Source organism: Bradyrhizobium sp. CAR08 (genome assembly GCF_052871955.1).
Genome location: NZ_JBIXJX010000009.1, coordinates 135,092 through 158,753, shown reverse-complemented (window position 1 = coordinate 158,753; position 23,662 = coordinate 135,092). Strand labels below are relative to the sequence as shown.

24 protein-coding genes are annotated in these 23,662 nt (G+C 64.7%); 15 read left to right on the top strand and 9 right to left on the bottom strand.

The annotated features are described in order from the left end of the window. Window positions 1-4: 4 nt before the first annotated feature. Window positions 5-1,873: an extracellular solute-binding protein gene (locus tag ACIPUD_RS20270; RefSeq protein ID WP_446481423.1), complete on the bottom strand. Its 1,869-nt coding sequence runs from the start codon at window positions 1,871-1,873 to the stop codon at window positions 5-7. Between the two features lie 260 nt (window positions 1,874-2,133). Here ACIPUD_RS20270 and ACIPUD_RS20265 point away from each other — a divergent pair, with 260 nt between their 5' ends. Then, entirely contained in the window at window positions 2,134-2,958 is an 825-nt protein-coding gene (locus ACIPUD_RS20265; protein ID WP_018457928.1) for an invasion associated locus B family protein, read from the top strand. Window positions 2,959-3,035: 77 nt separating this feature from the next. On the opposite strand, the gene hspQ is transcribed toward ACIPUD_RS20265, so the two are convergent. Further along, window positions 3,036-3,365, bottom strand: coding sequence for a heat shock protein HspQ (gene hspQ / locus ACIPUD_RS20260; RefSeq protein ID WP_018457927.1), 330 nt, complete (start codon window positions 3,363-3,365; stop codon window positions 3,036-3,038). Between the two features lie 106 nt (window positions 3,366-3,471). Here hspQ and ACIPUD_RS20255 point away from each other — a divergent pair, with 106 nt between their 5' ends. Further along, complete coding sequence (locus ACIPUD_RS20255; RefSeq protein WP_204511255.1) at window positions 3,472-4,425, top strand: AEC family transporter; 954 nt, start codon at window positions 3,472-3,474, stop codon at window positions 4,423-4,425. A 7-nt stretch (window positions 4,426-4,432) separates the two neighbouring features. Here ACIPUD_RS20255 and ACIPUD_RS20250 read toward each other — a convergent pair whose 3' ends face one another. Then, window positions 4,433-5,617, bottom strand: coding sequence for a UbiH/UbiF family hydroxylase (locus tag ACIPUD_RS20250; protein WP_018457925.1), 1,185 nt, complete (start codon window positions 5,615-5,617; stop codon window positions 4,433-4,435). An 87-nt stretch (window positions 5,618-5,704) separates the two neighbouring features. Between ACIPUD_RS20250 and pcsA the strand changes: the two genes are divergently transcribed. From pcsA to ACIPUD_RS20235, 3 genes are all read left to right on the top strand, one after another. Continuing rightward, a complete protein-coding gene (gene pcsA / locus ACIPUD_RS20245) occupies window positions 5,705-6,472 on the top strand; it encodes a phosphatidylcholine synthase (RefSeq protein ID WP_085353096.1) in 768 nt (255 codons plus the stop codon). Continuing rightward, window positions 6,469-7,203, top strand: coding sequence for a TerC family protein (locus ACIPUD_RS20240; protein ID WP_018457923.1), 735 nt, complete (start codon window positions 6,469-6,471; stop codon window positions 7,201-7,203). Before pcsA ends, ACIPUD_RS20240 begins: the two co-directional genes overlap by 4 nt. Before the next feature lie 75 nt (window positions 7,204-7,278). Continuing rightward, window positions 7,279-8,253, top strand: coding sequence for a quinone oxidoreductase family protein (locus ACIPUD_RS20235; protein ID WP_018457922.1), 975 nt, complete (start codon window positions 7,279-7,281; stop codon window positions 8,251-8,253). A gap of 122 nt (window positions 8,254-8,375) precedes the next feature. Here the strand turns inward: ACIPUD_RS20235 and ACIPUD_RS20230 are convergent, their stop codons facing one another. Continuing rightward, the gene (locus ACIPUD_RS20230; protein ID WP_085353094.1) at window positions 8,376-9,572 is read right to left on the bottom strand and encodes an acetylornithine transaminase; all 1,197 of its coding nucleotides are present in this window, start codon (window positions 9,570-9,572) and stop codon (window positions 8,376-8,378) included. Window positions 9,573-9,975: 403 nt separating this feature from the next. Between ACIPUD_RS20230 and ACIPUD_RS20225 the strand changes: the two genes are divergently transcribed. From ACIPUD_RS20225 to ACIPUD_RS20215, 3 genes are all read left to right on the top strand, one after another. Continuing rightward, complete coding sequence (locus tag ACIPUD_RS20225; RefSeq protein ID WP_446481422.1) at window positions 9,976-10,923, top strand: hypothetical protein; 948 nt, start codon at window positions 9,976-9,978, stop codon at window positions 10,921-10,923. Window positions 10,924-11,078: 155 nt separating this feature from the next. After that, window positions 11,079-11,510 carry a MerR family transcriptional regulator gene (locus ACIPUD_RS20220; protein WP_085353092.1) on the top strand — a complete coding sequence of 144 codons (432 nt, stop codon included), beginning with the start codon at window positions 11,079-11,081 and terminating at the stop codon, window positions 11,508-11,510. Next, window positions 11,443-11,862 carry a carboxymuconolactone decarboxylase family protein gene (locus tag ACIPUD_RS20215; protein WP_026233462.1) on the top strand — a complete coding sequence of 140 codons (420 nt, stop codon included), beginning with the start codon at window positions 11,443-11,445 and terminating at the stop codon, window positions 11,860-11,862. Before ACIPUD_RS20220 ends, ACIPUD_RS20215 begins: the two co-directional genes overlap by 68 nt. 90 nt (window positions 11,863-11,952) lie before the next feature. Here ACIPUD_RS20215 and rimO read toward each other — a convergent pair whose 3' ends face one another. Then, on the bottom strand, window positions 11,953-13,278 hold the full coding sequence (gene rimO, locus ACIPUD_RS20210) for a 30S ribosomal protein S12 methylthiotransferase RimO (RefSeq protein ID WP_018457917.1): 1,326 nt from the start codon (window positions 13,276-13,278) through the stop codon (window positions 11,953-11,955). A gap of 111 nt (window positions 13,279-13,389) precedes the next feature. Between rimO and ACIPUD_RS20205 the strand changes: the two genes are divergently transcribed. The 5 genes from ACIPUD_RS20205 to ACIPUD_RS20185 all read left to right on the top strand — a co-directional run bounded on the left by ACIPUD_RS20205 (window position 13,390) and on the right by ACIPUD_RS20185 (window position 19,210). After that, on the top strand, window positions 13,390-13,980 hold the full coding sequence (locus ACIPUD_RS20205; RefSeq protein ID WP_007590901.1) for an ANTAR domain-containing response regulator: 591 nt from the start codon (window positions 13,390-13,392) through the stop codon (window positions 13,978-13,980). Further along, a complete protein-coding gene (locus ACIPUD_RS20200; protein ID WP_446481421.1) occupies window positions 13,977-15,140 on the top strand; it encodes a CmpA/NrtA family ABC transporter substrate-binding protein in 1,164 nt (387 codons plus the stop codon). Before ACIPUD_RS20205 ends, ACIPUD_RS20200 begins: the two co-directional genes overlap by 4 nt. Before the next feature lie 331 nt (window positions 15,141-15,471). Further along, a complete protein-coding gene (locus ACIPUD_RS20195; RefSeq protein WP_377830267.1) occupies window positions 15,472-17,253 on the top strand; it encodes a NirA family protein in 1,782 nt (593 codons plus the stop codon). Further along, window positions 17,250-18,857 carry a sulfite reductase subunit alpha gene (locus tag ACIPUD_RS20190; RefSeq protein ID WP_018457914.1) on the top strand — a complete coding sequence of 536 codons (1,608 nt, stop codon included), beginning with the start codon at window positions 17,250-17,252 and terminating at the stop codon, window positions 18,855-18,857. Before ACIPUD_RS20195 ends, ACIPUD_RS20190 begins: the two co-directional genes overlap by 4 nt. 200 nt (window positions 18,858-19,057) lie before the next feature. Next, entirely contained in the window at window positions 19,058-19,210 is a 153-nt protein-coding gene (locus ACIPUD_RS20185; protein ID WP_007590908.1) for a hypothetical protein, read from the top strand. Here the strand turns inward: ACIPUD_RS20185 and ACIPUD_RS20180 are convergent, their stop codons facing one another. From ACIPUD_RS20180 to pxpB, 3 genes are read right to left on the bottom strand one after another with little or no spacing between them, the layout of a single operon-like run. Beyond that, window positions 19,211-19,981: a LamB/YcsF family protein gene (locus ACIPUD_RS20180; RefSeq protein ID WP_018457913.1), complete on the bottom strand. Its 771-nt coding sequence runs from the start codon at window positions 19,979-19,981 to the stop codon at window positions 19,211-19,213. 32 nt (window positions 19,982-20,013) lie between these two features. After that, the gene (locus ACIPUD_RS20175; RefSeq protein WP_018457912.1) at window positions 20,014-21,051 is read right to left on the bottom strand and encodes a 5-oxoprolinase subunit C family protein; all 1,038 of its coding nucleotides are present in this window, start codon (window positions 21,049-21,051) and stop codon (window positions 20,014-20,016) included. Further along, window positions 21,048-21,779, bottom strand: coding sequence for a 5-oxoprolinase subunit PxpB (gene pxpB / locus ACIPUD_RS20170; RefSeq protein ID WP_085353084.1), 732 nt, complete (start codon window positions 21,777-21,779; stop codon window positions 21,048-21,050). Before pxpB ends, ACIPUD_RS20175 begins: the two co-directional genes overlap by 4 nt. Before the next feature lie 247 nt (window positions 21,780-22,026). Between pxpB and ACIPUD_RS20165 the strand changes: the two genes are divergently transcribed. Further along, window positions 22,027-22,725 carry a ribonuclease activity regulator RraA gene (locus tag ACIPUD_RS20165; protein WP_018457910.1) on the top strand — a complete coding sequence of 233 codons (699 nt, stop codon included), beginning with the start codon at window positions 22,027-22,029 and terminating at the stop codon, window positions 22,723-22,725. Window positions 22,726-22,750: 25 nt separating this feature from the next. Continuing rightward, window positions 22,751-23,155, top strand: coding sequence for a (R)-mandelonitrile lyase (locus tag ACIPUD_RS20160; RefSeq protein WP_018457909.1), 405 nt, complete (start codon window positions 22,751-22,753; stop codon window positions 23,153-23,155). A gap of 143 nt (window positions 23,156-23,298) precedes the next feature. Here the strand turns inward: ACIPUD_RS20160 and ACIPUD_RS20155 are convergent, their stop codons facing one another. Continuing rightward, window positions 23,299-23,649 carry a hypothetical protein gene (locus ACIPUD_RS20155; RefSeq protein WP_007590916.1) on the bottom strand — a complete coding sequence of 117 codons (351 nt, stop codon included), beginning with the start codon at window positions 23,647-23,649 and terminating at the stop codon, window positions 23,299-23,301. Window positions 23,650-23,662 lie beyond the last annotated feature (13 nt).

Sequence of the window (23,662 nt, the reverse complement as noted above, 5' to 3'; positions counted from 1 at the left end):
GGCGTCACTTTGCTTGATGAGCTTGCGGCTGCCCCTTCGACCACCAGGTCTCCGGCAAATAGCCGGACAGCGAGGTGGCCTCTGGCCGTTCTATCCGATTCCAGCGCGCGATCCATTGCTCGGATACGTTAAACAGGGGGATTGTATAGAAACCGGAGATCAAAGCGCGGTCGAGCGCCCGCACCGCGGATACGAAATCCGTGTGTTCACGGGCTTCCAGCAGTGCGGCGATCATCGCATCGACCGCGGGATCCCGGGCCCCCATGTAGTTGCGGGTGCCCGGACTGTCGGCGGCAGCGCTCCCCCAGTAGAAATATTGCTCGTTGCCGGGCGACAGGGACTGGTCCCAGCGGTTCTGGATCATGTCGAATTCGTAGGCGAGCCGGCGCTGGTCGAACTGCACGGGATCGACCGATCGCACGCTGGGCTCGATGCCGGCGCGCCTGAGGTCGCGCTGAAAGGCAAGCGCGACGCGTTCGTGGTCGCGGGTCGTGACCAGGATCTCGAAGGTGAAGGGCGCCTTGGTCGCACGGTTGCGCAGCACGGTGCCGTCGAGATCGTAGCCGGCCTCCGACAACAGCTTCAGCGCCGCGCGCAGCGTGGTCCGGTCGCGGCCCGAACCGTCGGTCACCGGCAGGCGGTAGCTGCCGTCCATGATGTCAGGCGGGATCTGCGCGGCGAACGGCTTGAGCAACTCGCGCTCGCGCGCATCCGCAGGCTTGCCATACGCTGAGAGGTCCGAGCCGGCAAAATAGCCGGCGACGCGCGAGTAGAGGTTGAAGAAGTAGTTGCGGTTCACCAGCTCGAAATCGAACAGCAGCGTCAAGGCCTGGCGCACGCGGATGTCGGCGAATATGGGACGCCTCGTGTTGAACACCAGAAATTCGGAAGGTTGCGGCACGCCCGGCTTGAAGGTGTCGCGGATCACGTCGCCATTCTTCGCCGCGGGAAAGTCGTAGCCGTCGTGCCAGCGCAGCGGCTCGTGCTCGATGCGGAAATCATAGAGGCCGCGCTTGAAAGCTTCGAACTGGCCGTTGGCCTCGCGAAAATAGTCGAGCCTGATCTCCTCGAAATTGTAGAGCCCGCGATTGATGGCGAGGTCACGGCCCCAATAGTCGGGATTGCGGGTGAGCGTCACGCTGGCACCGGGCCTCACGGCGGTGACGCGATAGGGGCCGGAGCCGACCGGGCCCGACAGCGTCGTCTCCTCGAAAGCCGCGACGTCGACCGCATGTTTCGGCAGGATCGGCATCAGGCCGAGGATCAGCGGCAGTTCGCGGTCATTGGCTCCCGCAAGGTCGAAGCGGACGGTGAGGGGATCCGGCGCCTCGGCCCTTGCCACCTTGCCGTAATATTGCCGGTGGTTGGGGCGGCCGTGGTCGCGCAGCAACTGCCAGGAGAACAGCACGTCCTCGGCGCGGACCGGCTTGCCGTCGGAGAAGCGCGCGCGGGGATCGATGTGGAACGTGACAAAGCTGCGCTCGTCATCGGTCTCGACCGATCTGGCGAGCAGTCCGTAGAGCGTGAACGGCTCGTCATTGCCGCGCGCGAGCAGGCTCTCGACCACGTAGTTCCGGACCGGCTGCACGGCCAGTCCCTTGACGATGAAGGGATTGAGGCTGTCGAAGGTGCCGAGAACGCCCCAGGTCAGCCGGCCGCCCTTGGGGGCGTCAGGGTTGACGTAAGGCATGTGGGTGAAACCGGCAGGCATCGCCGGCTTGCCGTGCATGGCGATGGCGTGGGCTTCCTCGGCCTCTGCGCCGCTGGCCGGAAGCCCCAAGGAAAACGGGAGCCCCAAGGCGAAAGCCAGGACACAGAGGCGGACGCAAAGACCTTCAGGACGGCCCTCGAGAAGGCGCTGGAACATGAACATGTGGACACGTTGATTCGAGGACCGCAGGCCTGAATCCTATCACAGGGATTTTCCCGGGGGCGCACGCCGACGCGCGGTCAAAGGCGCTTGTCGGCATTGATCTTTTCGTCGGCCACGTTAAGAAGGCACGCAATCGCGCAAGAGCGCCGAGCCCGTCACTTATCTGCCTCATTTGACGGGGAGAGAGCCGCGCCCAACGCGGCCAGGCTCGGTGCGTCGAAGCGGTTCGGGCACTTCCCGTTCAGAAAGGGTTTTCCGCAATGAATTTCCGTTACTTGGCCGCGTCCGTCCGGCCGCGCGGGCGACTTCTCGCCTTGTTGACGGCGACGGCGTTGGCCGTCCCGTTTGCCGCCGAGGCCCAGGCTCCCGCGCCAGCTCCGGGCACGCCCGCGCCCAAGGCGACCCCGAAGGCCGCTCCGAAGGCTGCCCCCAAGGCTCCGGCGCCGGCCGCTCAGGCACCGGCCCAGCCGGCACCCGCCCAGGGCGCTCCGGCGCAGGGCGCTCCAGCGCAGCAGGGCGCGGCCCAGCCGGCCGATCAGCAAATCCAGCTGATCTACGCCCCCTGGACCAAGTTCTGCCTCAAGGGCCAGGACGCCAATGCCAAGCAGGTCTGCTTCACCGGCAAGGACGGCCGTATCGAGTCGGGCCAGCCGGTCATCGCGGCCGTCATCATCGAGCCAGAAGGCGAGCCGAAAAAGATCCTGCGCGTGACGCTGCCGCTCGGCATGCAGTTGGTGCACGGCACCCGCATCATCGTGGACAACAATCCGCCGTTGCAGAGCCCGTATGTGATCTGCTTCCAGAACGGCTGCATGTCCGACTACGAAGCCACGCCCGAGTTCATCAACAACATGAAGAAGGGCCAGAACCTCGTTGTTCAGGCGATCAATGCCAACGGCGCACCGCTGACGCTGCCGCTGCCGCTCGCCGGCGAATTCCAGAAGGCCTATGACGGCCCGCCGACCGATCCGAAGGTGTTCGAGGAAACCCAGAGGAAGCTGCAGGAAGAGCTCCAGAAGAAGGCTGAAGAGCTGCAGAAGAAGCAGCAGCAAGCGCCTGGCGCCGCTCCGGCCGGACAGAAGTAATCAGGGATCAATCCCGCACATGAAAAAGGCGCTCGGTTCGGGCGCCTTTTTTGCTGGCCAGTTGATGGCTTCGAAACTCAGTTCAGCGAAGGATTGCGCGGGCGATAGCCGGTCTTGTCCTTGACGAAGATCTCGGCGACCTGGGAATGCCGGACCGGCTCGCCGGAATCGTCCGGCACGAGATTCTGCTCGGAGACATAGGCGACGTATTCCGACTCCGAGTTCTCCGCGAGCAGGTGATAGAACGGCTGGTCCTTGTGGGGCCGCACCTCCTCGGGGATCGACAGCCACCACTCTTCGGTGTTGTTGAATTCCGGATCGATGTCGAAGATCACGCCCCGGAACGAGAAGATCCGGTGGCGCACGACCTGTCCGATCTGGAATTTGGCGGTCCGCGCTTTAATCATTCCCCGTCGATAGACCAGGATTGTGGCCGATGCTAGTGCCCTGATCTGGAATTAACCCGCGGTTGCGGGGCAGATAGGCCCCCAATCTTCAGAAAACACTTCATAAATGGTCGATATCCTCAATCTGGCTCTACCATATTTCGGCTTGATCTTCGTTGGATTCGCCTGTGGCAAGGTCAAATCCCTGCCGGAATCGGGCCTCGCCTGGATGAACTTCTTCCTGCTCTATGTGTCGCTGCCGGCGCTGCTGTTTGCGATCATGTCGAAGACGCCGTTTTCGGAATTGAACAACCCGCCGTTCCTGGTCGCGACCACCCTGTCGACCGTTGCGGCGTTCACACTCGCGCTGGTCGTCGGCAAGGTTTTGGGCGGGCTGACGCTGCGCGAGGCGACGCTCGCCGGGCTCTCCGGCGGCTACGGCAATATCGGCTACATGGGACCGGGGCTGGCGCTCGCCGTGCTCGGGCCGAAGGCCTCCGCGCCGACTGCGCTGATCTTCTGCTGCGACAGCATCTTCCTGTTCACGATCGTGCCGTTGCTGATCGAGCTCTCCGACCGCGATCATCCCTCAATCGTGCATGCCTTCGGCGTCGTGCTGAAGCAGATCGTGCTCAACCCGCTGATCATGTCGGCCTGCTTTGGCGCGGCCTTCGCATCGCTGCATATCGAGATGCCCGTCGCACTCGATCGCACCATCACCTTCCTCCAGAACGCAGCCGCTCCGACCGCGCTGTTCGTGCTTGGCGTGACCGTGGCGCTCCGCCCGTTCGATCGGGTCCCGTGGGAGGTGCCGGGCGTGATCGCGATCAAGCTCCTGATCCATCCGCTTGCAGCTTTCGGCCTGATGCTGGCGCTCGGCCCGTTCGCGCAGCCCTGGGCCGCGACCGCCGTGCTGATGGCCTCGCTGCCGCCGGCGCTGAACGTGTTCGTCATCGCCCGGCAGAACGACGCCTGGATCGAGTCTGCCTCCGTCGCGGTGCTGCTCGGGACGTTTGCGTCCGTGGTCACGCTGACCAGCGTGATGTGGGCGATCCAGACTGGCCGGCTGGCGTTTCCTTGAGCGGCGGTTACTTCCGCCAAGTCGGTGTGAGCCCCTCGCGCATCGCAAAACGCCGGAGCGGGCCGATCGCGCCGAGCAGGTGCATGCCGACCGCGCGGACGGGCTGGAGTGGCAGGAAATCGTTGAGCAGCGAGCGGTTGGCAATGTCGATCGCAAAGGTCCGGCTCAGGATGTCCGGACGCCGCGCCCGGTCATAACGCTTGAGCACGTCTGCTGCGCCGGGATCTTGGCCTGATGCGATGGCCTCGCCTGCAAGCCTCGCAATGTCGGCGGCATCGCGGAGGCCGAGATTGAGACCCTGGGCGCCGATCGGGGGAACCACATGGGCGGCTTCGCCGACCAGCGCAATGCGGTCGCCGCCGAAGGATTTGGGACGTTCGATCGCCAGCGGGAACAGATGGCGGCCCGGCTCCACCGTCATGCGCCCGAGGATTGAATGCGACTGCTTCTCGATCGCGGCGGACAATTCCTCATCGCTCAGGCCGCGAAGCCGCTCGGCGTCCGCAGGCGCCGAGACCCAGACGACGCTGGAACGATCGCCGGGCAGGGGCACGAACACGCAAGGACCATGCGGGGTGTGGAACTCGGTCGAGACGTTGCGGTGGGGCCGCGCGTGCCCGACGTTGAAAGTCAGTGCCGTCTGGGTCAGCTCGCGCCGCGTCACCGCGATGCCGGAGGCTTCGCGGCACAGCGAATGCCGGCCGTCGGCCCCGACCACGAGGCGGGCCGAGAGAAATTGCGCAGCGGCCGTGCGGATCGCGACGTCATCGGCTTCGATGACGACAGTTTCGGCCTCGTCGTCGAAACGGACGACATCGGGCAGTTCGGCCGCGCGCGCTTCCAGCGCCAGCATCAGCGAGCGGTTGTCGATGTTGTAGCCGAAGGCATCGAGGCCGATTTCGTGGCAGGAGAACCGGACCTCCGGCGCACGAAACAGCCGGCCGGTGTCGTCGACGAGCCGCATGATTTCGAGCGCGGCCGCCTTGTCCTTGCAGCGCGGCCAGACGTCGAGGCTCTCCAGCAGATCGACGGAGGCACCGAGTAGCGCCGTGGTTCGATTGTCGGCATAAGGCATGCGACGCGCCACCAGCGCGGTCCGTGCGCCCGCCTGCGCCAATGCGATGGCCGCGCTCAGTCCCGCCGGTCCGCCGCCGATCACGGCCGCGTCAAAGAGTGTCGATGCATCTGTCATGGAACGACATTGGACATGCCCCGCGGCAAATTCAAGCCCACTCATATTTCCCTGATTTTATGACGAATTGTGCGACCAGGCGCCGCAATGGCTTATGTGCAAACCGGTGTCATTCTGATAGCAGAAGTCATGGACAGCCAAGAGGATTCCCTGAAGCCCAGGCCCGCGATCCGCGCCGCTGCCTTCTCGGTGCACATCTTCACCGCGTTCGGTGCGGCGATCGCGCTGCTGGCGATGCTTGAGGCCGTGCGTGAGCACTGGGCGGCGATGTTTCAATGGCTGGGCGTCGCCCTCATCATCGACGCGATCGACGGGCCGATCGCGCGCCGGCTCAACGTCAAGGACGTGCAGCCGAACTGGTCGGGCGACGTGCTCGACCTCGTGGTCGATTTCGTCACTTACGTCTTCGTGCCGGCCTATGCGATCGTGGCCAGCGGCTTGCTGCTGCCGGTCGCAGCTCCCCTGCTCGGCGTCGCCATCATCGTCACCAGCGCATTATATTTCGCCGATCTGCGCATGAAAGCGGACGACAATCATTTCCGCGGTTTTCCGGCGCTGTGGAATGCGGCGGCGTTCTATCTGTTTCTGCTGCACTGGCCGCCTCTGCTCTCGACGCTGCTAGTAGCGGCCCTGGTGGTGCTGACCTTCGTGCCGTTCCACGTGCTGCATCCGGTGCGCGTCGTGCGGCTGCGCTGGCTGACGATGTCGCTGATCGCCATCTGGGCTCTGCTCTCCTTCTACACGCTGCAGATGGACTTTCGCGTCGGCACCGGTGTGACTGTCGCGCTCTGCGCGATCGCGCTCTGGATCAGCTTCAGCGACGCATTGATACGGCTGACAAGATCCTTCGCATGATGCACCTGTTGACCAGCCCCGAAGCCTGGGCCGCGCTCCTCACCTTGACCGCGCTCGAGATCGTGCTCGGCATCGACAACGTCATCTTCCTGTCGGTGATCGTCTCGCGCATTCCCGAGAAGCAGGCGCACCGCGCCCGCCAGATCGGGCTCGCGCTGGCGCTGATCTTCCGCATCATCCTGCTCAGCCTCCTGGTCTGGCTGATCGGCCTGACCGCGCCGGTGTTTTCGTTTTCCGGGTACGGCTTCTCCTGGCGCGACCTCATCCTGATCGGCGGCGGTCTGTTCCTGATTGCGAAGGCGACGCACGAGATTCATGGCGAGGTCGAAGCCGATGACGGCGAGGGCGGCGAGAAGTCACCTCGTAACGCTTTCTTCTGGGTCATCGTCCAGATCGTGATCATCGACATCGTGTTCTCGCTGGACTCGATCATCACGGCGATCGGCATGGCGCAGGACCTCGAAATCATGATCGCGGCCGTCGTGATCGCCTGTCTCATCATGTACATTTCGGCCGGACCGGTGTCGCGGTTCGTCGCGGAGCATCCGACCACGAAAATGCTGGCTCTGGCCTTCCTGGTGCTGATCGGCGTCGCGCTGGTTGCGGACGGATTCCAATTCCACATCCCGCGCGGCTACATCTATTTCGCGATTGCGTTCTCGGCAGCGGTCGAGTTTTTCAACGTGCTAGCGAAACGCAACCGCAGGAAGACCGGCAAGCCGTCGGTCTAGGCGTTCCAGCCCGCGTCGAGTTGACAAGGCGGGCGCGATGTCTTTCGCTGGCCCGCGAGAAAAGGAGGTCAGGTGATGACCAAAGCCGTCCGTGTGCACAAGGTCGGAGGCCCCGAAGCCCTGGTCTATGAGAGCGTCGATGTTCCGGCGCCCGGGCCCGGCGAGGTGCGCATCGTCCAGCATGCCGTCGGCCTGAACTTCATCGACGTCTATTACCGCACCGGCCTCTACAAGGCGCCGGGGCTGCCCTTCATCGCCGGCAACGAAGCCTCGGGCGAGGTCGTCGCGGTCGGGCCGGGCGTGACGAATTTCCATCCCGGCGACCGCGTCGCGTACTACCACAATCTCGGCGCCTATACCGGCGAGCGCAACATCCCCTGGGAGCGGCTGGTCAAGCTGCCCGACCACATCACCCACGAGCAGGGCGCCGTGCTGATGCTGAAGGGGCTGACGGTGTGGTATCTCCTGCACAAGACCTTCAAGGTCGAGCCGCATCATCGCGTGCTGATCCATGCCGCGGCCGGCGGCATCGGCCTGCTTGCCTGCCAATGGGCGAGGGCCATGGGTGCCCACGTCATCGGCACCGTCGGCTCGCGCGAGAAGGCTGCGCTTGCCGAGGCCAATGGCTGCGACCATGTGATCCTCTACAACGAGGAAGACTTCGTTGCGCGCGTCAAACAGATCAGCCGCAACGAGGGCTGCGACGTGGTTTATGACGGTGTCGGCAAGGCGACGTTCCCGGGCTCGCTGTCCTGCCTGAAGCCGCGCGGGATGTTCGTCTCCTTCGGCAATGCCTCAGGCCCGGTGCCGCCGTTCTCGATCGCCGAGCTCAACACCCACGGCTCGCTGTTTGCGACCCGGCCCAAGCTCAACGACTATATCGGAACGCGCAAGGAGTTGCTGGAAGGCGCTGACACGCTGTTCGCCGCCGTCATCAACGGCAAGCTGCACGTGCCGATCAACCATGCCTACGCGCTCAAAGACGCCGCCAAGGCGCATATCGATCTCGAAAGCCGCAAGACCACGGGTGCGTCGATCTTGAAGCCGTAAAGAACGTCTTGCCGAAGTCGTCATGCCCGGGCGTGTCCCGGGCATCCACGCTCTTCGTGCCGCGCCTCAAGGCGTAGATGGCCGGGACAAGCCCGGCCATGACGGAGAAGAGAGCGGGCCGTCTACGCCACCCGCCGTGCCGCGCCGGCTCTGGTCAAGATCCCGTCGAGACAATCGATCATCTCGGCGATCTCGGCCCGCGTGACGTTCAGCGCCGGCATGAAGCGCAACGTGTCGACCTGCGGCGCGTTGAGGAGCACGCCGGCCTCGAACGCCTGCGCGACGATGCCGGGCGCGATCGGCAGCTTGAGGTCGAGCGCGAGCAGGAGCCCGCGACCTCGCACTTCGCCGAGCCCATGCCGCGCCGAGACCTTCTGCAGCTCGCTTTCGAGCAGCAGCCCGGTTTCGGTCGCCGTCTTCAGGAACTCCGGCTTGCTGACCTCGTTGAGCACCGCAAGCCCCGCCGCGCACATGATCGGGTTGCCGTTGAACGTGCCGCCCTGGTCGCCGTGCTCGAAGCAGGCCGCGCGTTCGGTCGCGAGCAGCGCCGCGAGCGGCACGCCGCCGCCGATGCCCTTGCCGAGCGTCATGATGTCGGGCGCGATGCCGGTGTGCTCGTAGTGGAAGAGCTTGCCGGTCCGGCCCATCCCGGTCTGGATCTCGTCGAAGATCAGGAGGAGGCCGTGCGCGTCGGTGAGGGCGCGCAACTCCTGCAAGAACTGATCGGTCGCCGGCCATACGCCTGATTCCCCCTGGATCGGCTCGATCATCACAGCGACGGAGTTGTCGTTGATCAGCTTTTCGACCGAGGCGATGTCGTTGAGCTTCGCCTTCTTGAAGCCGGCGACCTTTGGCTCGAACAGCGGCTCAAAGGCCTTCTTGCCCGAGGCCGACATCGTCGCCAAGGTGCGGCCGTGAAAGCCGCCTTCGAAGCTGATGATCTCGTACGCGCCACCTCGATGCAGGCTGCCATATTTGCGCGCGAGCTTGATCGCGCCCTCGTTGGCTTCCGCGCCGGAATTGGCAAAGAACACCTGGTCGAACGCGCTGTCTGCAACCAGCGCCTGCGCGAGCTTCAGGCTTGGCTCGTTGTAGAAGGCGGGGCTTGGCGTCAGCAGCCGCTTGGCCTGCACGGCAAGCGCGTTGGCGATCGCGGGCGGGGAGTGGCCGAGGCAGTTGACCGCCCAGCCCTGTACGAAATCGAGATAGCGCTTGCGGCTGTCGTCCCAGAGGTAGGAGCCGGCGCCGCGAACGAACACGGCCTTGGGCCGAGCGGTGATGTCCATCAACGCGTCATACGGATGGGTGGCGGTGGTCATGTCGAACTCCTCTGGAGGCGGGTGGAAAAGGGGGCGCGAAAAGCAAGAAGGCCGCACCTTGCGGGTGCGGCCTTCTCGAAAACCTACGCTGAATTCAGTGCTTCAGCGGCGTCGTCGGACATGGCGCACCCTCTCATCGTCGCGGAAGCGACGGCGGAGCATTTCGGTGCGCTGATGGGTCCGAGCGTTGATCATGGGGCGCGGCAATACATGCGAATGGCCGGGCTTGTCAAGCGCCGCCTTGCAGACCACACGCCCAGCGTGCATGGGGCAGGAGAGAGATGCGCGCCGGGAAACCATTACGTCTCTAGCGCGTTTGTGATCAGCGAACGCGAATTGGCTCGAACCGAACGCCTGACGGTTCGGACCAAGAGGGGCGGGACCAACCAGATAGTTTTAAGCCTTGTCCGACACGCCTTATTCGATCGACCTCGACAGCATTCGCGGCGCGTTTCCGCCAGGCATGGAGGCGCCGCCGCTGTTACTGGATTTTGCCGGCTGGCTGAAGGGACGGCCCTGGGGCAGTGTCGGGTGTTTCTCGCTGCAGGGCCAGTTTTCGGATCAGGCGCCTATTGTTGACGGCAGTCCCTTGCGCGACAGGTTTTCGCTGTTCATGCGGCTGCCGGATGGCTCGGCTGTTGGCGGCTGGTACGGCGCGGGTCTTGACCGCGACAATCCGCCGATCGTGGGGCTTGGCTCCGAGGGCGATTACGAGCTGCTGGCGCCGAGCCTCGATGGCCTGCTCGCGAGACTGACGTCGCAACAATTCGACAACGCTTGGAGCGATCTGAAGCCGCACGACGAAGTCAAATGTCAGACGGTCGAGCTCGCGCAATGGCTCACCGGACGGCTGGGCAGGGATATGGCGGCGTCCGATGACGATCCGTCGGAGCTGCCCGACTTTCGCGGCTTCATGGAAAGATGGAGCCGGGGTCGCGAAGACTATTGGGCCAATCATCGCCTGATGGCCGAGCTCGGCTGGCGCCTGGCCGCGCATCTCCCCAAGGGCAAGAACGCCTGGGACAAGACGCATTTCGAGGTCGCGATCGTCGGCAAGCAGTACGAGGCGCGCGTCCTCTCGCGCGGGCCGCAGCCGTTCGAGGAAGCCGCCTCGATCGAATCCCTGCTGCGCGATCTGCGTGAGGAGATGCGCCGCGCACAGCCCGAGCTCGGGCTGTGGTACGCCATGAAATTCGATCTCTATGCCGACGGCCGCGTCATGCCGAACTTCGAATATGATGTGCGCCCGACCATCGAGGGCGAGCCCGCGAAGCTGTCGGAGGCGCAAGCCGATCTTGCCCGCGCCCCGCGCCCGGAGCGCTGGGTGCCGAAATGGCTGGCGGAATCTTGAAGCTGGGCATCCAGCGATGCCGCCGCCCAGCCGGCGCCGAAATCTTCCGCTGTCGCGTCATCATGACCTCGCGGGAACGGCACCTTCGATCCCCCTTGACTTAGAGCGCGCTCGAAGGGGTATCTGTACGTGCGTCAGTACGAGAACGGGCACACATGAAGATCGGCGACCTCGCAAAACGGACCGGCCTGTCGACACACACGCTGCGCTACTATGAGCGCATCGGGCTGCTGCCATACGCCGACCGGGATCGCTCCGGCCAGCGCGACTTTGACGCATCGATCCTCACATGGATCGAATTTCTCGGTCGGCTCAAGACCACGGGAATGCCGATCCGGGGCATGTTGCGTTATGCGGCGCTTCGGGATGAAGGCGAAGCCACCGGGCCAGCCCGGCGGCAGATGCTGGAAGTCCACCGGGAACAGGTGCGCACGCAAATTGCCGAACTCCAGGAATGCCTGCTCGTCCTTGATACCAAGATCGCCGGCTATGCCAGCGACGAACAGAGGACGAAGGAAAATGACGCACGCCCAAACACAAGACGAAAGCCGCTTCGATCGCGGCCAGCGGGCCCTGTCGCGCATTGACGGCAGTGCCGGCGAAAAGGTCGTCGCCTCACTCGCCGACATAGCTCCGGATTTCGCACGATACGTGATCGAGTTTCCGTTCGGCGACATTTACTGCCGCCCGGACCTCGGCCTGCGCGATCGAGAGATCGCCACGATCGCCGCGCTGACGGCGCTCGGAAATGCCGCGCCTCAGCTCAAGGTGCATCTCGAGGCGGGTCTGAACGTCGGCCTGTCTCGCGACGAGATCGTGGAGATCATGATGCAGATGGCCGTCTATGCGGGCTTCCCGGCGGCGCTGAACGGGCTGTTCGCAGCCAAGGAAGTGTTCGCCGCACGCGACGAACAGCAGGCGTCGGGAGAAGCGACATGACCTCGTAGTTCGGGCACGCCCAGCCTGAACGCCGGCTGGTGGAAAATGCCTAAGGCGCGCCGGTCTTGCCGGCGTGCCGCGACCGGAATCTCAGAATCCCGCGACGCTGCCGTGGAGGTCGTACTGGTCCGCGCGCTCGATCTTGGCGGTGACGATCTCGCCGACGCGCAAGGGGCGGCGGCTCGACAGGTAGACGGCGCCGTCGATCTCGGGCGCATCAGCCTTGGAGCGGCCCCTTGCGACGGTCGGGCCGACCTCGTCGATGATGATCTGCTGGCGCGTGCCGACCTTGCGCTTCAGCCTGCGCGCAGAGATTTTCTGCTGGCGCGCCATCAGTGCATTGTAGCGCTCCTGCTTGATCTCTTCCGGCACGGGGTTCTCGATCGCATTCGCCGTGGCGCCGGCGACCGGCTCGTACTTGAAGCAGCCGAGCCGATCGATCTCGGCTTCGTCCAGCCAGTCGAGGAGATAGGCAAAGTCCGCATCGGTCTCGCCGGGGAAGCCGACGATGAAGGTCGAGCGCAAAGCGAGATCAGGACATTGCTCGCGCCAGCGCTTGATGCGCGCCAGCGTCTTGTCCTGCGCCGCCGGGCGCTTCATGGCCTTCAGTACTTCGGGGCTCGCATGCTGGAACGGGATGTCGAGATAGGGCAGCACCTTGCCCTCGTTCATCAGCGCGATGACCTCGTCGACATGCGGGTAGGGGTAGACATATTGCAGCCGGACCCAGGCGCCGAGCTCGCCGAGCTCGCGCGCGAGGTCGATGAATTTGGCGCGGACCTGGCGATCCTTCCACGGGCTCTCGGCGTATTTCAGATCGACGCCATAGGCCGAAGTGTCCTGCGAGATCACCAGCAGCTCTTTCACGCCGGCGTCGACCAGGCGCTCGGCCTCGCGCAGCACGTCGTTGGCCGGTCGCGAGACCAGGTCGCCGCGCAGCTTCGGGATGATGCAGAAGGTGCAGCGGTTGTTGCAGCCCTCGGAGATTTTCAGATAGGCGTAGTGCCGCGGCGTCAGCTTGATGCCTTGCGGCGGCACCAGATCGAGATGCGGATTGTGGGCGGGCGGCAGCGCGCGATGCACGGCGTCCAGCACGCTCTCATATTGCTGCGGGCCGGTGATGGAGAGCACGCCGGGATAGGCCTGCTCGATCTGCTCGGGTTCCGCCCCCATGCAACCGGTCACGATCACCTTGCCGTTCTCGGCCATGGCCTCGCCGATCGCCGAGAGCGATTCCTGCTTGGCGCTGTCGAGGAAGCCGCAGGTGTTGACGATGACGATGTCGGCCCCGTCATGCTTGCGGGCGAGCTCGTAGCCCTCGGCGCGCAGACGCGTGATGATGCGCTCGGAATCCACCAAAGCCTTGGGGCACCCGAGCGACACGAAGCTGACCTTCGGCGCAGCCGTCTGATCCATATCCAAATCTGCCTGATTGACAGGGTTGAGCTAGTCCCAATTGCCCATAATTACAACCCTTTGCATGGCTCGCGGGCATGCTATGGATGAATCACTGGTGGTGAGTGAGCAATGAGCGCCGAACAGTCGCCCAAAATCGTGATCGTCGACGAAAGCCCGATCCGGGCTGCGATCCTCGAAGAAGGGTTGCGGGAGGCCGGATTTACGCAGATCGTCCATATCCGCGAGATGCAGAGCCTGCTCGCCCGGATTTATGCGGTCGATCCCGACATCATCCTGATCGATCTGGAAAACCCCAGCCGCGACGTGCTGGAAGCGATGTTCCAGGTCAGCCGCGCCGTGAAACGGCCGATCGCGATGTTCGTCGACCAGAGCGATTCATCCTCGATCCAGGCCTCGGTCGAGGCGGGGGTCTCCGCCTATATCGTCGACGGGCTGAGGAAGGAGCGCATCAAGCCGATCCTCGACCTCTGCGTGTCGCGGTTCAATGCCTTCGCAAAACTCCAGGAGGAACTGGAGCGTACCAAGTCGCAGCTCGAGGATCGCAAGGTCATCGAGAAGGCCAAGGGCATCCTGATGAAGGTGAAAGGCCTCACCGAGGACGAGGCCTATGTGCTGCTGCGCTCCACTGCGATGCGCGAGAAGAAGAAAATCGGCGAGATCGCCCAGTCGATCATCACCGCGTCGGAGATGCTGAAATGACCGCTCCCCTCCGCATCGGGTTCATTCCGCTGGTCGATGCCGCAGCGCTGATCGTTGCCGTCGACAAGGGATTTGCCGCGGCTGAAGGGCTCGAGGTCGAACTGGTCCGCGAGGTCTCCTGGTCCAACGTCCGCGACAAGCTCAATATCGGCTTGTTCGACGCCGCGCATCTGCTCGCTCCCGTCGCGATTGCGTCCTCGCTCGGGCTCGGCCACGTCAAGGTGCCGATCGCGGCGCCCTTCAATCTCGGCATCAACGGCAACGCGATCACGGTCTCGCCGGCGCTTCATACCGCGCTGATGGAGGAGATCGACGGCGACCGCTTCGATCCGCTCGCCACGGCAAAAGCGTTGGCGCGCGTGGTCACCAAGCGGCGCAAGGCTGGGGCCGATCCGTTGACCTTCGGCATGACCTTCCCGTTCTCGACCCACAATTATCAATTGCGGTTCTGGATGGCGGCGGCCGGCGTCGATCCCGACGAGGACGTGCGGCTGGTCGTGCTGCCGCCGCCCTATATGGTCGACAGTCTTGCCAATGGGCATGTCGATGCGTTCTGCGTCGGTGCGCCCTGGAATTCGATCGCGGTCGATCTCGGGATCGGCCACATCCTGCATTTCGTCTCCGACATCCTGGCCCATGCGGCGGAGAAGGTGCTGGCGCTCCGCCAGGTCTGGGCCGACAAGAATCCCGACGTGGTAGCCAGCCTGGTGCGCGCGGCGGTGAAAGCCGCCGAGTTCATCGAGCATCCCGAAAACCGGACGGAAGCGGCGCAGATCCTGGCGCAGCCGGAGCGGATCGGCGTCGATGCCGAAGTCATCCAGCGCACCCTCACGGGGCGCCTCAAGATTTCGCCGGACGGCACCTTTCGCGAGAGCGGCAGCTACCTCCTGGTGGGACGCGAGGAAGCAGGGCGCCCCGATCCGGTCCAGGCCGCCTGGCTCTATGCGCAGATGGTGCGCTGGGGGCAGACGACGCTGACGCCCGATGGCGTCAAGACGGCGATGGCCGTGTTCAGGCCCGATCTCTACGACGGCGCCCTCGGGCGCCGGCCGCCCGCCCAAGCCCCCGCGGCATTCGGCGCATTCGCCGGCCCCGCCTTCGATCCCGCCAATATTCGGCGGCATCTCGAGGCCTTCGAGGTGGGCCGCTGGAAGGTGTGATTCGGGTCTGCATCGTTTTTGAGCGCTGGAGATCCGAGTCTAAATTTTAGGCCGACTGCTCGAATTTCATAAGAGTTCCGGAGCCCAGAGTTCCCCGGCGCGCTCTTAATTACCTGATACCTCACACATTTTCATTTCATCGAAGCTGGCACGCAACTTGAATGTTGCAGTGCGGCCAGCCTGTCACAGATGCCTGCTGCGCCAGTCCCCAGCAACGAAGCTGTTCGGACCGCTGGGTGCGCAGCCGGCTCTCGAGCCAGCCGAGCTCCTCGCGGGTCGTGCACTTTCCGTCGATACCACCCAGGTGGCCGCAGGAGCTTCGTTACTGACCATGAAACTCGACACCGTCTCAGTCGACTTTACCGACGACCAGAAACGCTACCTTGAAGGCTTCACGACCGGTCTGCAGATCAGTCGCGTCGGTCGCGGTCTCGGCGGCGGCGCCGGCAAGGCGAACGCCGAGCCGACCGGTCCCGATGCCGTGCACATCAAGGCGCAGGACAAGGTGATCGCCGCGGGCAAGAAGCTCGCCGACCAGGAGAAGGTCAAGCGCGACGAGCATCCCTTCGATGCCTATCCGCGTCTCCGCCAGCAGGCGCTCGATAATACGCCGCCAAGCCCGGCGGACAATTTCCGCTGGCGCTATTACGGCATCTTCTACGTCGCGCCGACGCAGGACTCCTACATGTGCCGTCTGCGCATTCCGAACGGCATCATGAAGCACTGGCAACTGTCCGGCCTTGCCGACCTCGCCGATGAAACCTGCGGGCCCTACAGCCACGTCACGACGCGTGCCAATCTCCAGCTTCGCGAGATCCCGCCGAAGAACGCCGTGAAGCTGATCGAGGGCATACAGGATCTCGGCCTGTGCTCGCGCGGCTCCGGCGCCGACAACATCCGCAACGTGACGGGAACGCCGACGGCGGGCATCGATCCGCAGGAGCTGATCGACACGCGGCCTTATGCGCGCGAGTGGCACTACCACATCCTGAACGATCGCTCGTTGTATGGCTTGCCGCGCAAGTTCAACGTCGCCTTCGACGGCGCCGGCAAGATCGCGGTGCTCGAGGAGACCAACGACATCGCCTTCACGGCGTATGAGGTGAAGGATGGGTTCGGCGTCGAACCCGGGATCTGGTTCCGCCTCGGCCTCGGCGGCATCACCGGCCACAAGGACTTTGCGAAATATTCCGGCATCGTCGTCAAGCCTGAAGACGCTACCGCCGTTGCCGACGCCATCGTGCGCGTCTTCATCGAGCACGGCGACCGCACCAACCGCAACAAGGCGCGGTTGAAATACGTGCTCGACGCCATGGGCCATAACGGCTTTCTCAAGCTGGTCGAAGAGCGGCTGAAGACGCCGTTCACGCGCGTGACGGAAGAGGCGTTTGCGCCGCGGCCGGCCGCGGACCGCATGGCGCATATCGGCGTGCACAAGCAGAAGCAGGACGGCTTGAACTGGATCGGCGTGTCGCTGACGCTCGGCAAGATCAGCTGCGATCAGATGCGGGGTCTCGCCAAGGTGGCGCTGGACCTCGGTGACGGCGAGATCCGTCTGACCGTCTGGCAGAACCTACTGATATCAGGGGTGCGTGACGAGAATGTCGAGCTTGCCGTTGCGGCGATCAAGCAGATCGGGCTCGCGGCCGAGGCCTCGCACATCCGCGCCGGCCTGATCGCCTGCACCGGCAATGCCGGTTGCCGCTTTGCCGCCTCCAACACCAAGCGTCACGCCGCCGAGATCGGCGAATGGTGCGAGCCGCGCGTCGAGATGGACAAGCCGGTCAACATCCACGTCACCGGCTGCCACCATTCCTGTGCCCAGCACTACATCAGCGACATCGGTCTGATCGGGGCGCGCGTGCCTGTCAACGAGGAGGACACGGTGGAGGGCTATCATCTCTTCACCGGCGGCGGGTTCGGTCCTGACGCCGACGTCGGTCAGGAGGTCTATCACGACCTCAAGGCCGAGGACGCGCCGAAGACGGTCGAAGGGCTGCTCAAGGCCTATATCGCCCATCGCTCGTCTCCTGACGAAACCTTCCTGTCCTTTGCGCGCCGCCACGACGGCGAGACGCTGCGCAAGCTTGCCGATGCCGAGGTGTCCTCATGAACCAGATCAGCCCTCCACCCAAACTCGACATTATTCCCACGAGCGCCCCGTTCTCCGACGCGCAACGCTCCTGGCTGAACGGCTTCTTTGCCGGGCTGCTGTCGCCTGAGGCGGCCACGCCGCTGTCGGCGGAGCAGGGCGCCGCGGTCATGCAGGCTGGTGACGGTGACGACGGTGAAGCGCCGTGGCACGACCAGACCATGCCGATCGCCGATCGGATGAAGCTCGCCGAAGGCCGTCCCGTGCGGCGCAAGATGATGGCGGCGATGGCGCAGCAGGATTGCGGGCAGTGCGGCTACAATTGCCACGACTATTCGGAGGCGATCGCGAGCCGCAGTGAAGCGCGCCTCAACCTCTGCGTCCCCGGTGGCAAGGAAACCGCACGGATGCTGAAGTCGTTGCACGAAGAGCTGGACAAGGCGCCGGCGGCAAAGCCGGCTGACAAGCAAGACGCGGTGGCGGCCCCCGCCGTGACCGTGACGATCGCCGAGCCCGGCCGCTCGCGGGACAACCCCGTTGCGGCGACCTTCCTGTCGCGCCGTCTTCTCAACAAGGGAAAGTCCGAGAAGGAAACCTATCACGTCGAGTTCGATCTCTCCGAGAGCAAACTCGACTACGTCGTCGGTGACAGTTTTGGCGTGTTCGCGCGGAACGAGCTCGGCCTCGTCGACCAGGTCATCGCGTTGCTCGGTGCCTCCCACACCACGAAGGTCAACGGCAAGACGCTGCGCGAGGTGCTGATCGACGACGTCTCGTTGTCGCCGGCGCCCGACACGCTATTCGAACTGCTCTCCTTCATCACCGGCGGCGCGCAGCGCGAGAAGGCGCGGGCGCTGGCACAGGGCGAGGATCCCGATGGCGATGCCGCAACGCTCGACGTCATGGCGGCGCTGCAGAAGTTCTCGGGCACGCGGCCGCATCCCGAAGCCTTCGTGGAGGCGCTCGAGCCGCTGCAGCCGCGGCTCTATTCGATCTCGTCCTCGCACAATGCGACGCCTGGAAAGCTGTCGCTGACGGTCGATTCCGTGCGCTACGTGATCGGCAAACGCAAGCGCATCGGCGTTGCCTCGACCTTCCTCGGCGAGCGCATCGCTGAGGGCGAGAAGCTCAAGGTCTATGTGCAGAAGGCGCACAATTTCGGCCTGCCGCAGGATCCGAAGACGCCGATCATCATGATCGGCCCCGGCACCGGCATTGCGCCGTTCCGCGCCTTCCTGTTCGACCGCAAGGCGACCGGTGCGCCTGGCAAGAACTGGCTGTTCTTCGGCCATCAGCGCAGCGATTGCGACTTCTTCTACCAGGAGGAGCTCAACGCGATGAAGACCTCGGGCCTGCTCACGCGTATGTCGCTGGCCTGGTCGCGCGACGGCGAGAAGAAGTTCTATGTGCAGGACCGCATGCGCGAGGTCGGCCGCGAGGTGTGGACGTGGCTCGCCGAGGGGGCGCATTTCTACATCTGCGGCGATGCCAAACGCATGGCCAAGGACGTCGAGCGTGCACTGGTCGATATCGTCGCCCAATTCGGGGCGCGTTCGACCGACGAAGCCGTCAGTTTTGTCGCAGAACTCAAGAAGACGGGCCGCTTCCAGGCTGACGTCTACTAGATGTCATCCTACGGTCATCCGAGCCGGTTCCAACTGGCTCGGATTTGAGCGAATAAGATTCTCGGAAGTGGCGGGCGAGGAGAATTTGCTCCTGCGATGCGGGGTTTTCAGAGAACCCGCATCGCTATTTCCGCCGGTCTCTTGCCCGCCACCCCGGTTGATCCTTCATAATCGTCCGAATGGGGCGTTGGAGATCGACCATGCGCGAACTATCGGCGGAAGCCAGGCTGCACTTCTACGCACGCTCGCTCTCGCGGCGGACCGGTGCGAGCGTGCATCATGCCGCAATGTACAGCGCCTTCGCCGTCATCGCCGCGATCGTGTTCGGCACGCTGTCGGTACACCCGTTCTGATCACGCTCCGCGCTTGAACGGCGCGACCTCGATCCCTGCATCCTTCAAAGCCTGCCGCAGACCGCGCGCGATGTCGACGGCGCCCGGCGTATCGCCGTGGATGCAGACCGTGTCGGTGCGCATCTTGATGACCTTGCCGGTGACCGAGACCACCGCGCCGTCCTGCACCATGCGCACCACGCGGTCGGCGATGGCCTTGGCGTCATGCAGCACTGCACCGGGCTTCTTGCGCGAGACGAGATTGCCGTCGTCCTCATAGGCGCGGTCGGCGAACACCTCGTGCACCATCGGCAGATTGGCGGCTTCGCCGGCCTTCACCAGCTTGGAATTGGCGAGCACGACGAAAATCAGGCTCGGGTCGACCGCCTTGATGCCGGCGGCGATCGCCTTCGCCGTCATGTCGTCCTCGCAGGCGACGTTGGAGAGCGCGCCATGCGCCTTCACATGCGTTACCTTGTGGCCGGCCGCGGTCGCGATCGCCTGCAGCGCGCCGATCTGGTAGGCGACGAGGTTCTCGATCTCGGAGGCCTTCAGGCCCGCGATCGGATGGCGGCCGAAGCCGTGCAGGTCGCGATAGCCAGGATGCGCGCCGACCGAGACGCCGCGCGCCTTCGCCAGCTCGACCGTTCGGCGCATGATGTCGGGGTCGCCCGCGTGGAAGCCGCAGGCGACGTTGACCGAGCTCGCCAGCTCGATCATGGCGGCATCATTGCCCATCTCCCAAGCGCCAAAACCTTCGCCGAGATCGCAATTCAGATCGATCGTCTTCATGGGTTGCTCTCCGTCTCTGGTCGTCTTGTCGTTTACGGCTCGGCCGCGACCTGCCAGGTCCCGGCGTCGACGGCACTGACAGCATAGCCCGCGACGTTGGCATCGCTGAGCGCTTCGATGTTGAGCGCCACGGTGTCGGCAGAACGCAGGCGATCGGGCAGGTTGCGGATCAGCTGCGCAAATTTCTTCGCCTCGTCCTGCGCCTCGGCCATGCTGACCGCCTTGAAGCGGAACGCCGTTCCCGCTGAGGTCTGCGCGAGACGGCCGACGTCGGCCGTGATCACGGTCGCGATCTTCGGGTAGCCGCCGGAGGTGCCGCGATCCATCATCAGCGCGATCGGCGCGCCGTTGCCGGGCACCTGGATGCTGCCGTTGACCGTGCCGTCGGAGACGATGTTGTGGCCGTGCAGATGCTTGATCGCGGGACCTTCCAGCCGGTAGCCCATGCGATCGGAGGTCGCCGAGATCTTCCACTCGCTGTCGAGGAACAGCGCCTTGTTGGCGTCGTCGAACTCGTCGTCCTGCGGACCCAGCAGGACGCGGATCGGACCGCTCGACGGCTTCGGCAGTTCGATGCGCTGTTCCGGTGCACCGCTTGCGGCATCGACGCTGAATTCGTCGTCGGCCTGCAGCGGGCGCGGGTAGGGGCTGCCGAGACCGGCACGGGCGTTGACTGCGAGACTGCCGAACACCGGCTCGCCCTTGATCCCGCCTTCGATCGCCAGATAGGTGAACGCACCGCCGCGAGCAAAACCCAGCGTCAGCGTCTCGCCGTCTTTCAGCGTCACCGATGTGTCCGTGGCGACCGGACTGCCGGCGATGTCCGCATTGCGCGGCGCGCCTGAGATCGCGACGCGCACGGCACCGTCGCGCGCGGTGAACGCGGCGCCGAACGGGCCGACCTCGACAGCGGCTGCGAACGGTTCGTTGCCGACAAGCGTGTTCGCCGCCGCGAGCGACAGGCGGTCCATCGCTCCGCTGACCGTCAGGCCATAGCGTTGCGCGCCATGGCGTCCGCCGTCCTGGACCGAGCTTGCCGGCCCGATGCTGGCGATCACGAGCCGGCTCATGCCACCACCTGCTCGGCAATGATCTCGCCGGCCTCGGCAGCGCGGTCCTGTTCCTCGAATGTCTTGTGGTCGATCGCGAAAAACGTCACGCGATCGCCGGGTTCGGTGAGGAAGGTCGGATTGCGGTGGAGCTGATAGGTCCGCACCGGCGTGCGGCCGAGCAGGTGCCAGCCGCTCGGGGCCGCCAGGCACTGGATTCCGGCCTGGATGCCGCCGATCGAGATCGTGCCGGCAGGCGTCAGCAGCCGTGGATTCTGCCGCCGCGACATCTGCAGGGATTTGTCGAGGCCGCTGAGATAGGACCAGCCCGGCGTGAAGCCGATCATGGCAACCTTGTAGTCGCCGGCGACGTGGCGCGCGACGATGTCGTCGGGTGTGGTGTTCAGCGCCTTCGCGACGTCCTCGAGGTCGATGCCGTGCTCGCCGCCATAGGCGACGGGAATTCGCCATCGGCGGGCCTTGGTGGCCGGCGGCAGCGGCTGGCTGGCGAGCGCGAGCAGCTTTTCGCCAAGTTCATCGAAGCCGATCTTGCCGGGATCGTAATGCACCAGCAGCGAGCGATAGGTCGGCACGGACTCGGTGATGCCATCGATCGGACTCGCTGCGAGCGCCTTGTCGAGCGCCAGCACGCGCTGGTTGGCGTCGTCGTCGATGGTACGGCTGAACTCGACCGTGACGGCGCTGTCGCCACTGGGCAGCAGGCGGGGCGGGGGAAGCGTCGCGGACATGGGCTGTCGAAATCGGGCTTCTGGAGATACGCGGGCTCGGCCTTGAGCTCCGCTTGTCCCTGCTTCGCGTAAATGCGCCCGCAAGTCCAATAAATTAATGCAGGGGGAGGCGATAAACCCTTGTTATCGCGACGCATAACTGCGCTGCGGCCCTGCATGATTGGTATCCTATTGGCCCTTGACGCAAGGCCCGCACCCCGCAAGATGCGCGCGTTCTTTCCCGCCCATCCGGAGCTCGTCTGTTTCCATGTCGCTGTCCCCCGAAGCCCGCAAGACCCTCGCCGGCATCACCACTGCCACCATCACCACGGTCCTGCTGAAGAAGGGCCTGCGCAACATCTGGATGCGCGGCGCGCGTCCGCTGCGTCCGGGTCTGCCGCGCCTGGTGGGACCGGCCTTCACGCTGCGCTTCGTGCCGGCGCGGGAGGATCTGGCGACGCCGGAGTCATGGTCGTCGCCGATCTCGACCCGCACCGCGATCGAGGCAATGCCGGAGGGCTGCATCGCCGTGGTCGACGCCATGGGCATCACCGACGCCGGCATCTTTGGCGACATCCTATGCGCGCGCATGATGAAACGCGGCGTCACCGCACTCGTCACCGACGGTGTCGTGCGTGACGTCGAGGGCGTGCTCGGCACCAACCTGCCGGTCTGGTGCGACGGCTATGCCGCGCCGCCGTCAGTCGCCGGTCTGACCTTCGTCGGCTGGGGCGAGCCGATCGGCTGCGGCGGCGTTGCGGTGTTCCCGAACGACATCGTTGTTGCCGACCAGGACGGCTGCGTGCTGATCCCGCAGGCGATGCTCGAACAAGTGCTCAACGAGGGTGTCGAGCAGGAGCGGATGGAAGCCTGGATCGTCAACGAGGTGAACAATGGCGCGGTGCTCCCGGGCCTCTATCCCATGAACGCCGAGACCAAGGCGCGCTACGCAGCAAGCAAGAAGTAATCGGGAAAGAAGCGAGGTAATCCCAATGGAGATCACTGTTGCAGGCACGCGGCTGACCCGCCGCGCGCCCAAGGAAAATTTCACCGGCACCGTCTGGCAGGACCCGGTGATCATGGCGCCCGCGCCGGCACGGCTGAACTGCTCGCGTGTCTCGTTCGAGCCTGGCGCACGCACCAACTGGCATCATCATCCGCTCGGGCAGACCCTCTACGTCATCTCCGGTGTCGGCCGCGTTCAGACCAAAGGCGGGCCCGTCAGGGAGATCCGTCCCGGCGACACCGTCTGGATTCCGCCGGGTGAGGTGCACTGGCACGGCGGATCGCCGACCAACGGCATGTGCCATATCGCCATGCAAGAAGCGCTCGACGGCGTCTACTCGACGTGGCTGGAGCCGGTGAGCGACGCGGAGTATGGGGCCGCGTTGGGCTAGCTCTCGTGCCCCGGACAAGACGCATCGCCCCGCGGCGATGCGTCGCCGATCCGGGGCCCAAAACTTTTGACGGCATCAGGACTGCTGAGTCCCGGCTCTGCGCAGCAACGCTTCTCGTCGCTGCTTGTCCGGGGCACGACACCTTACATCCGCTCGGCGGTCCACGTTCCCGTGCACATGCTGCCGCGCCACGTGCCGGAGCCGGAGGTGCCGCTGAGGCGGCCGAAGCCGACGGCGCGCTTGATGCCCGTGCTCAAGGTGACATTGATGCTGCCGGCATCCGCGACGCGGCCCGACGCCGTCACCATTGCGCTGCTCGAGGCGATCTGACCGTTGTTGATGCCGATGGCGACGGTCGAGCCGTTGCCGCAGGTCTCGCTCGATGACGAGATGCGGACATTCCATGCGCCGTCGAATGTGCTGGCGCTGGCCTGCGCGGCCGGCAACGCGATGACTATGATTGTGGCGAAGAGAGCCTTGCGAAATCCGTTCATGACACGCCCCTAG

What these genes read in the sequence shown, in the direction of transcription:
- ACIPUD_RS20270 (WP_446481423.1), bottom strand. Translation starts at nt 1,873, where the DNA reads ATGTTCATGTTCCAGCGCCTTCTCGAGGGCCGTCCTGAAGGTCTTTGC.
- ACIPUD_RS20265 (WP_018457928.1), top strand. Translation starts at nt 2,134, where the DNA reads ATGAATTTCCGTTACTTGGCCGCGTCCGTCCGGCCGCGCGGGCGACTT.
- hspQ (WP_018457927.1), bottom strand. Translation starts at nt 3,365, where the DNA reads ATGATTAAAGCGCGGACCGCCAAATTCCAGATCGGACAGGTCGTGCGC.
- ACIPUD_RS20255 (WP_204511255.1), top strand. Translation starts at nt 3,472, where the DNA reads ATGGTCGATATCCTCAATCTGGCTCTACCATATTTCGGCTTGATCTTC.
- ACIPUD_RS20250 (WP_018457925.1), bottom strand. Translation starts at nt 5,617, where the DNA reads ATGACAGATGCATCGACACTCTTTGACGCGGCCGTGATCGGCGGCGGA.
- pcsA (WP_085353096.1), top strand. Translation starts at nt 5,705, where the DNA reads ATGGCTTATGTGCAAACCGGTGTCATTCTGATAGCAGAAGTCATGGAC.
- ACIPUD_RS20240 (WP_018457923.1), top strand. Translation starts at nt 6,469, where the DNA reads ATGATGCACCTGTTGACCAGCCCCGAAGCCTGGGCCGCGCTCCTCACC.
- ACIPUD_RS20235 (WP_018457922.1), top strand. Translation starts at nt 7,279, where the DNA reads ATGACCAAAGCCGTCCGTGTGCACAAGGTCGGAGGCCCCGAAGCCCTG.
- ACIPUD_RS20230 (WP_085353094.1), bottom strand. Translation starts at nt 9,572, where the DNA reads ATGACCACCGCCACCCATCCGTATGACGCGTTGATGGACATCACCGCT.
- ACIPUD_RS20220 (WP_085353092.1), top strand. Translation starts at nt 11,079, where the DNA reads ATGAAGATCGGCGACCTCGCAAAACGGACCGGCCTGTCGACACACACG.
- ACIPUD_RS20215 (WP_026233462.1), top strand. Translation starts at nt 11,443, where the DNA reads ATGACGCACGCCCAAACACAAGACGAAAGCCGCTTCGATCGCGGCCAG.
- rimO (WP_018457917.1), bottom strand. Translation starts at nt 13,278, where the DNA reads ATGGATCAGACGGCTGCGCCGAAGGTCAGCTTCGTGTCGCTCGGGTGC.
- ACIPUD_RS20205 (WP_007590901.1), top strand. Translation starts at nt 13,390, where the DNA reads ATGAGCGCCGAACAGTCGCCCAAAATCGTGATCGTCGACGAAAGCCCG.
- ACIPUD_RS20200 (WP_446481421.1), top strand. Translation starts at nt 13,977, where the DNA reads ATGACCGCTCCCCTCCGCATCGGGTTCATTCCGCTGGTCGATGCCGCA.
- ACIPUD_RS20195 (WP_377830267.1), top strand. Translation starts at nt 15,472, where the DNA reads ATGAAACTCGACACCGTCTCAGTCGACTTTACCGACGACCAGAAACGC.
- ACIPUD_RS20190 (WP_018457914.1), top strand. Translation starts at nt 17,250, where the DNA reads ATGAACCAGATCAGCCCTCCACCCAAACTCGACATTATTCCCACGAGC.
- ACIPUD_RS20185 (WP_007590908.1), top strand. Translation starts at nt 19,058, where the DNA reads ATGCGCGAACTATCGGCGGAAGCCAGGCTGCACTTCTACGCACGCTCG.
- ACIPUD_RS20180 (WP_018457913.1), bottom strand. Translation starts at nt 19,981, where the DNA reads ATGAAGACGATCGATCTGAATTGCGATCTCGGCGAAGGTTTTGGCGCT.
- ACIPUD_RS20175 (WP_018457912.1), bottom strand. Translation starts at nt 21,051, where the DNA reads ATGAGCCGGCTCGTGATCGCCAGCATCGGGCCGGCAAGCTCGGTCCAG.
- pxpB (WP_085353084.1), bottom strand. Translation starts at nt 21,779, where the DNA reads ATGTCCGCGACGCTTCCCCCGCCCCGCCTGCTGCCCAGTGGCGACAGC.
- ACIPUD_RS20165 (WP_018457910.1), top strand. Translation starts at nt 22,027, where the DNA reads ATGTCGCTGTCCCCCGAAGCCCGCAAGACCCTCGCCGGCATCACCACT.
- ACIPUD_RS20160 (WP_018457909.1), top strand. Translation starts at nt 22,751, where the DNA reads ATGGAGATCACTGTTGCAGGCACGCGGCTGACCCGCCGCGCGCCCAAG.
- ACIPUD_RS20155 (WP_007590916.1), bottom strand. Translation starts at nt 23,649, where the DNA reads ATGAACGGATTTCGCAAGGCTCTCTTCGCCACAATCATAGTCATCGCG.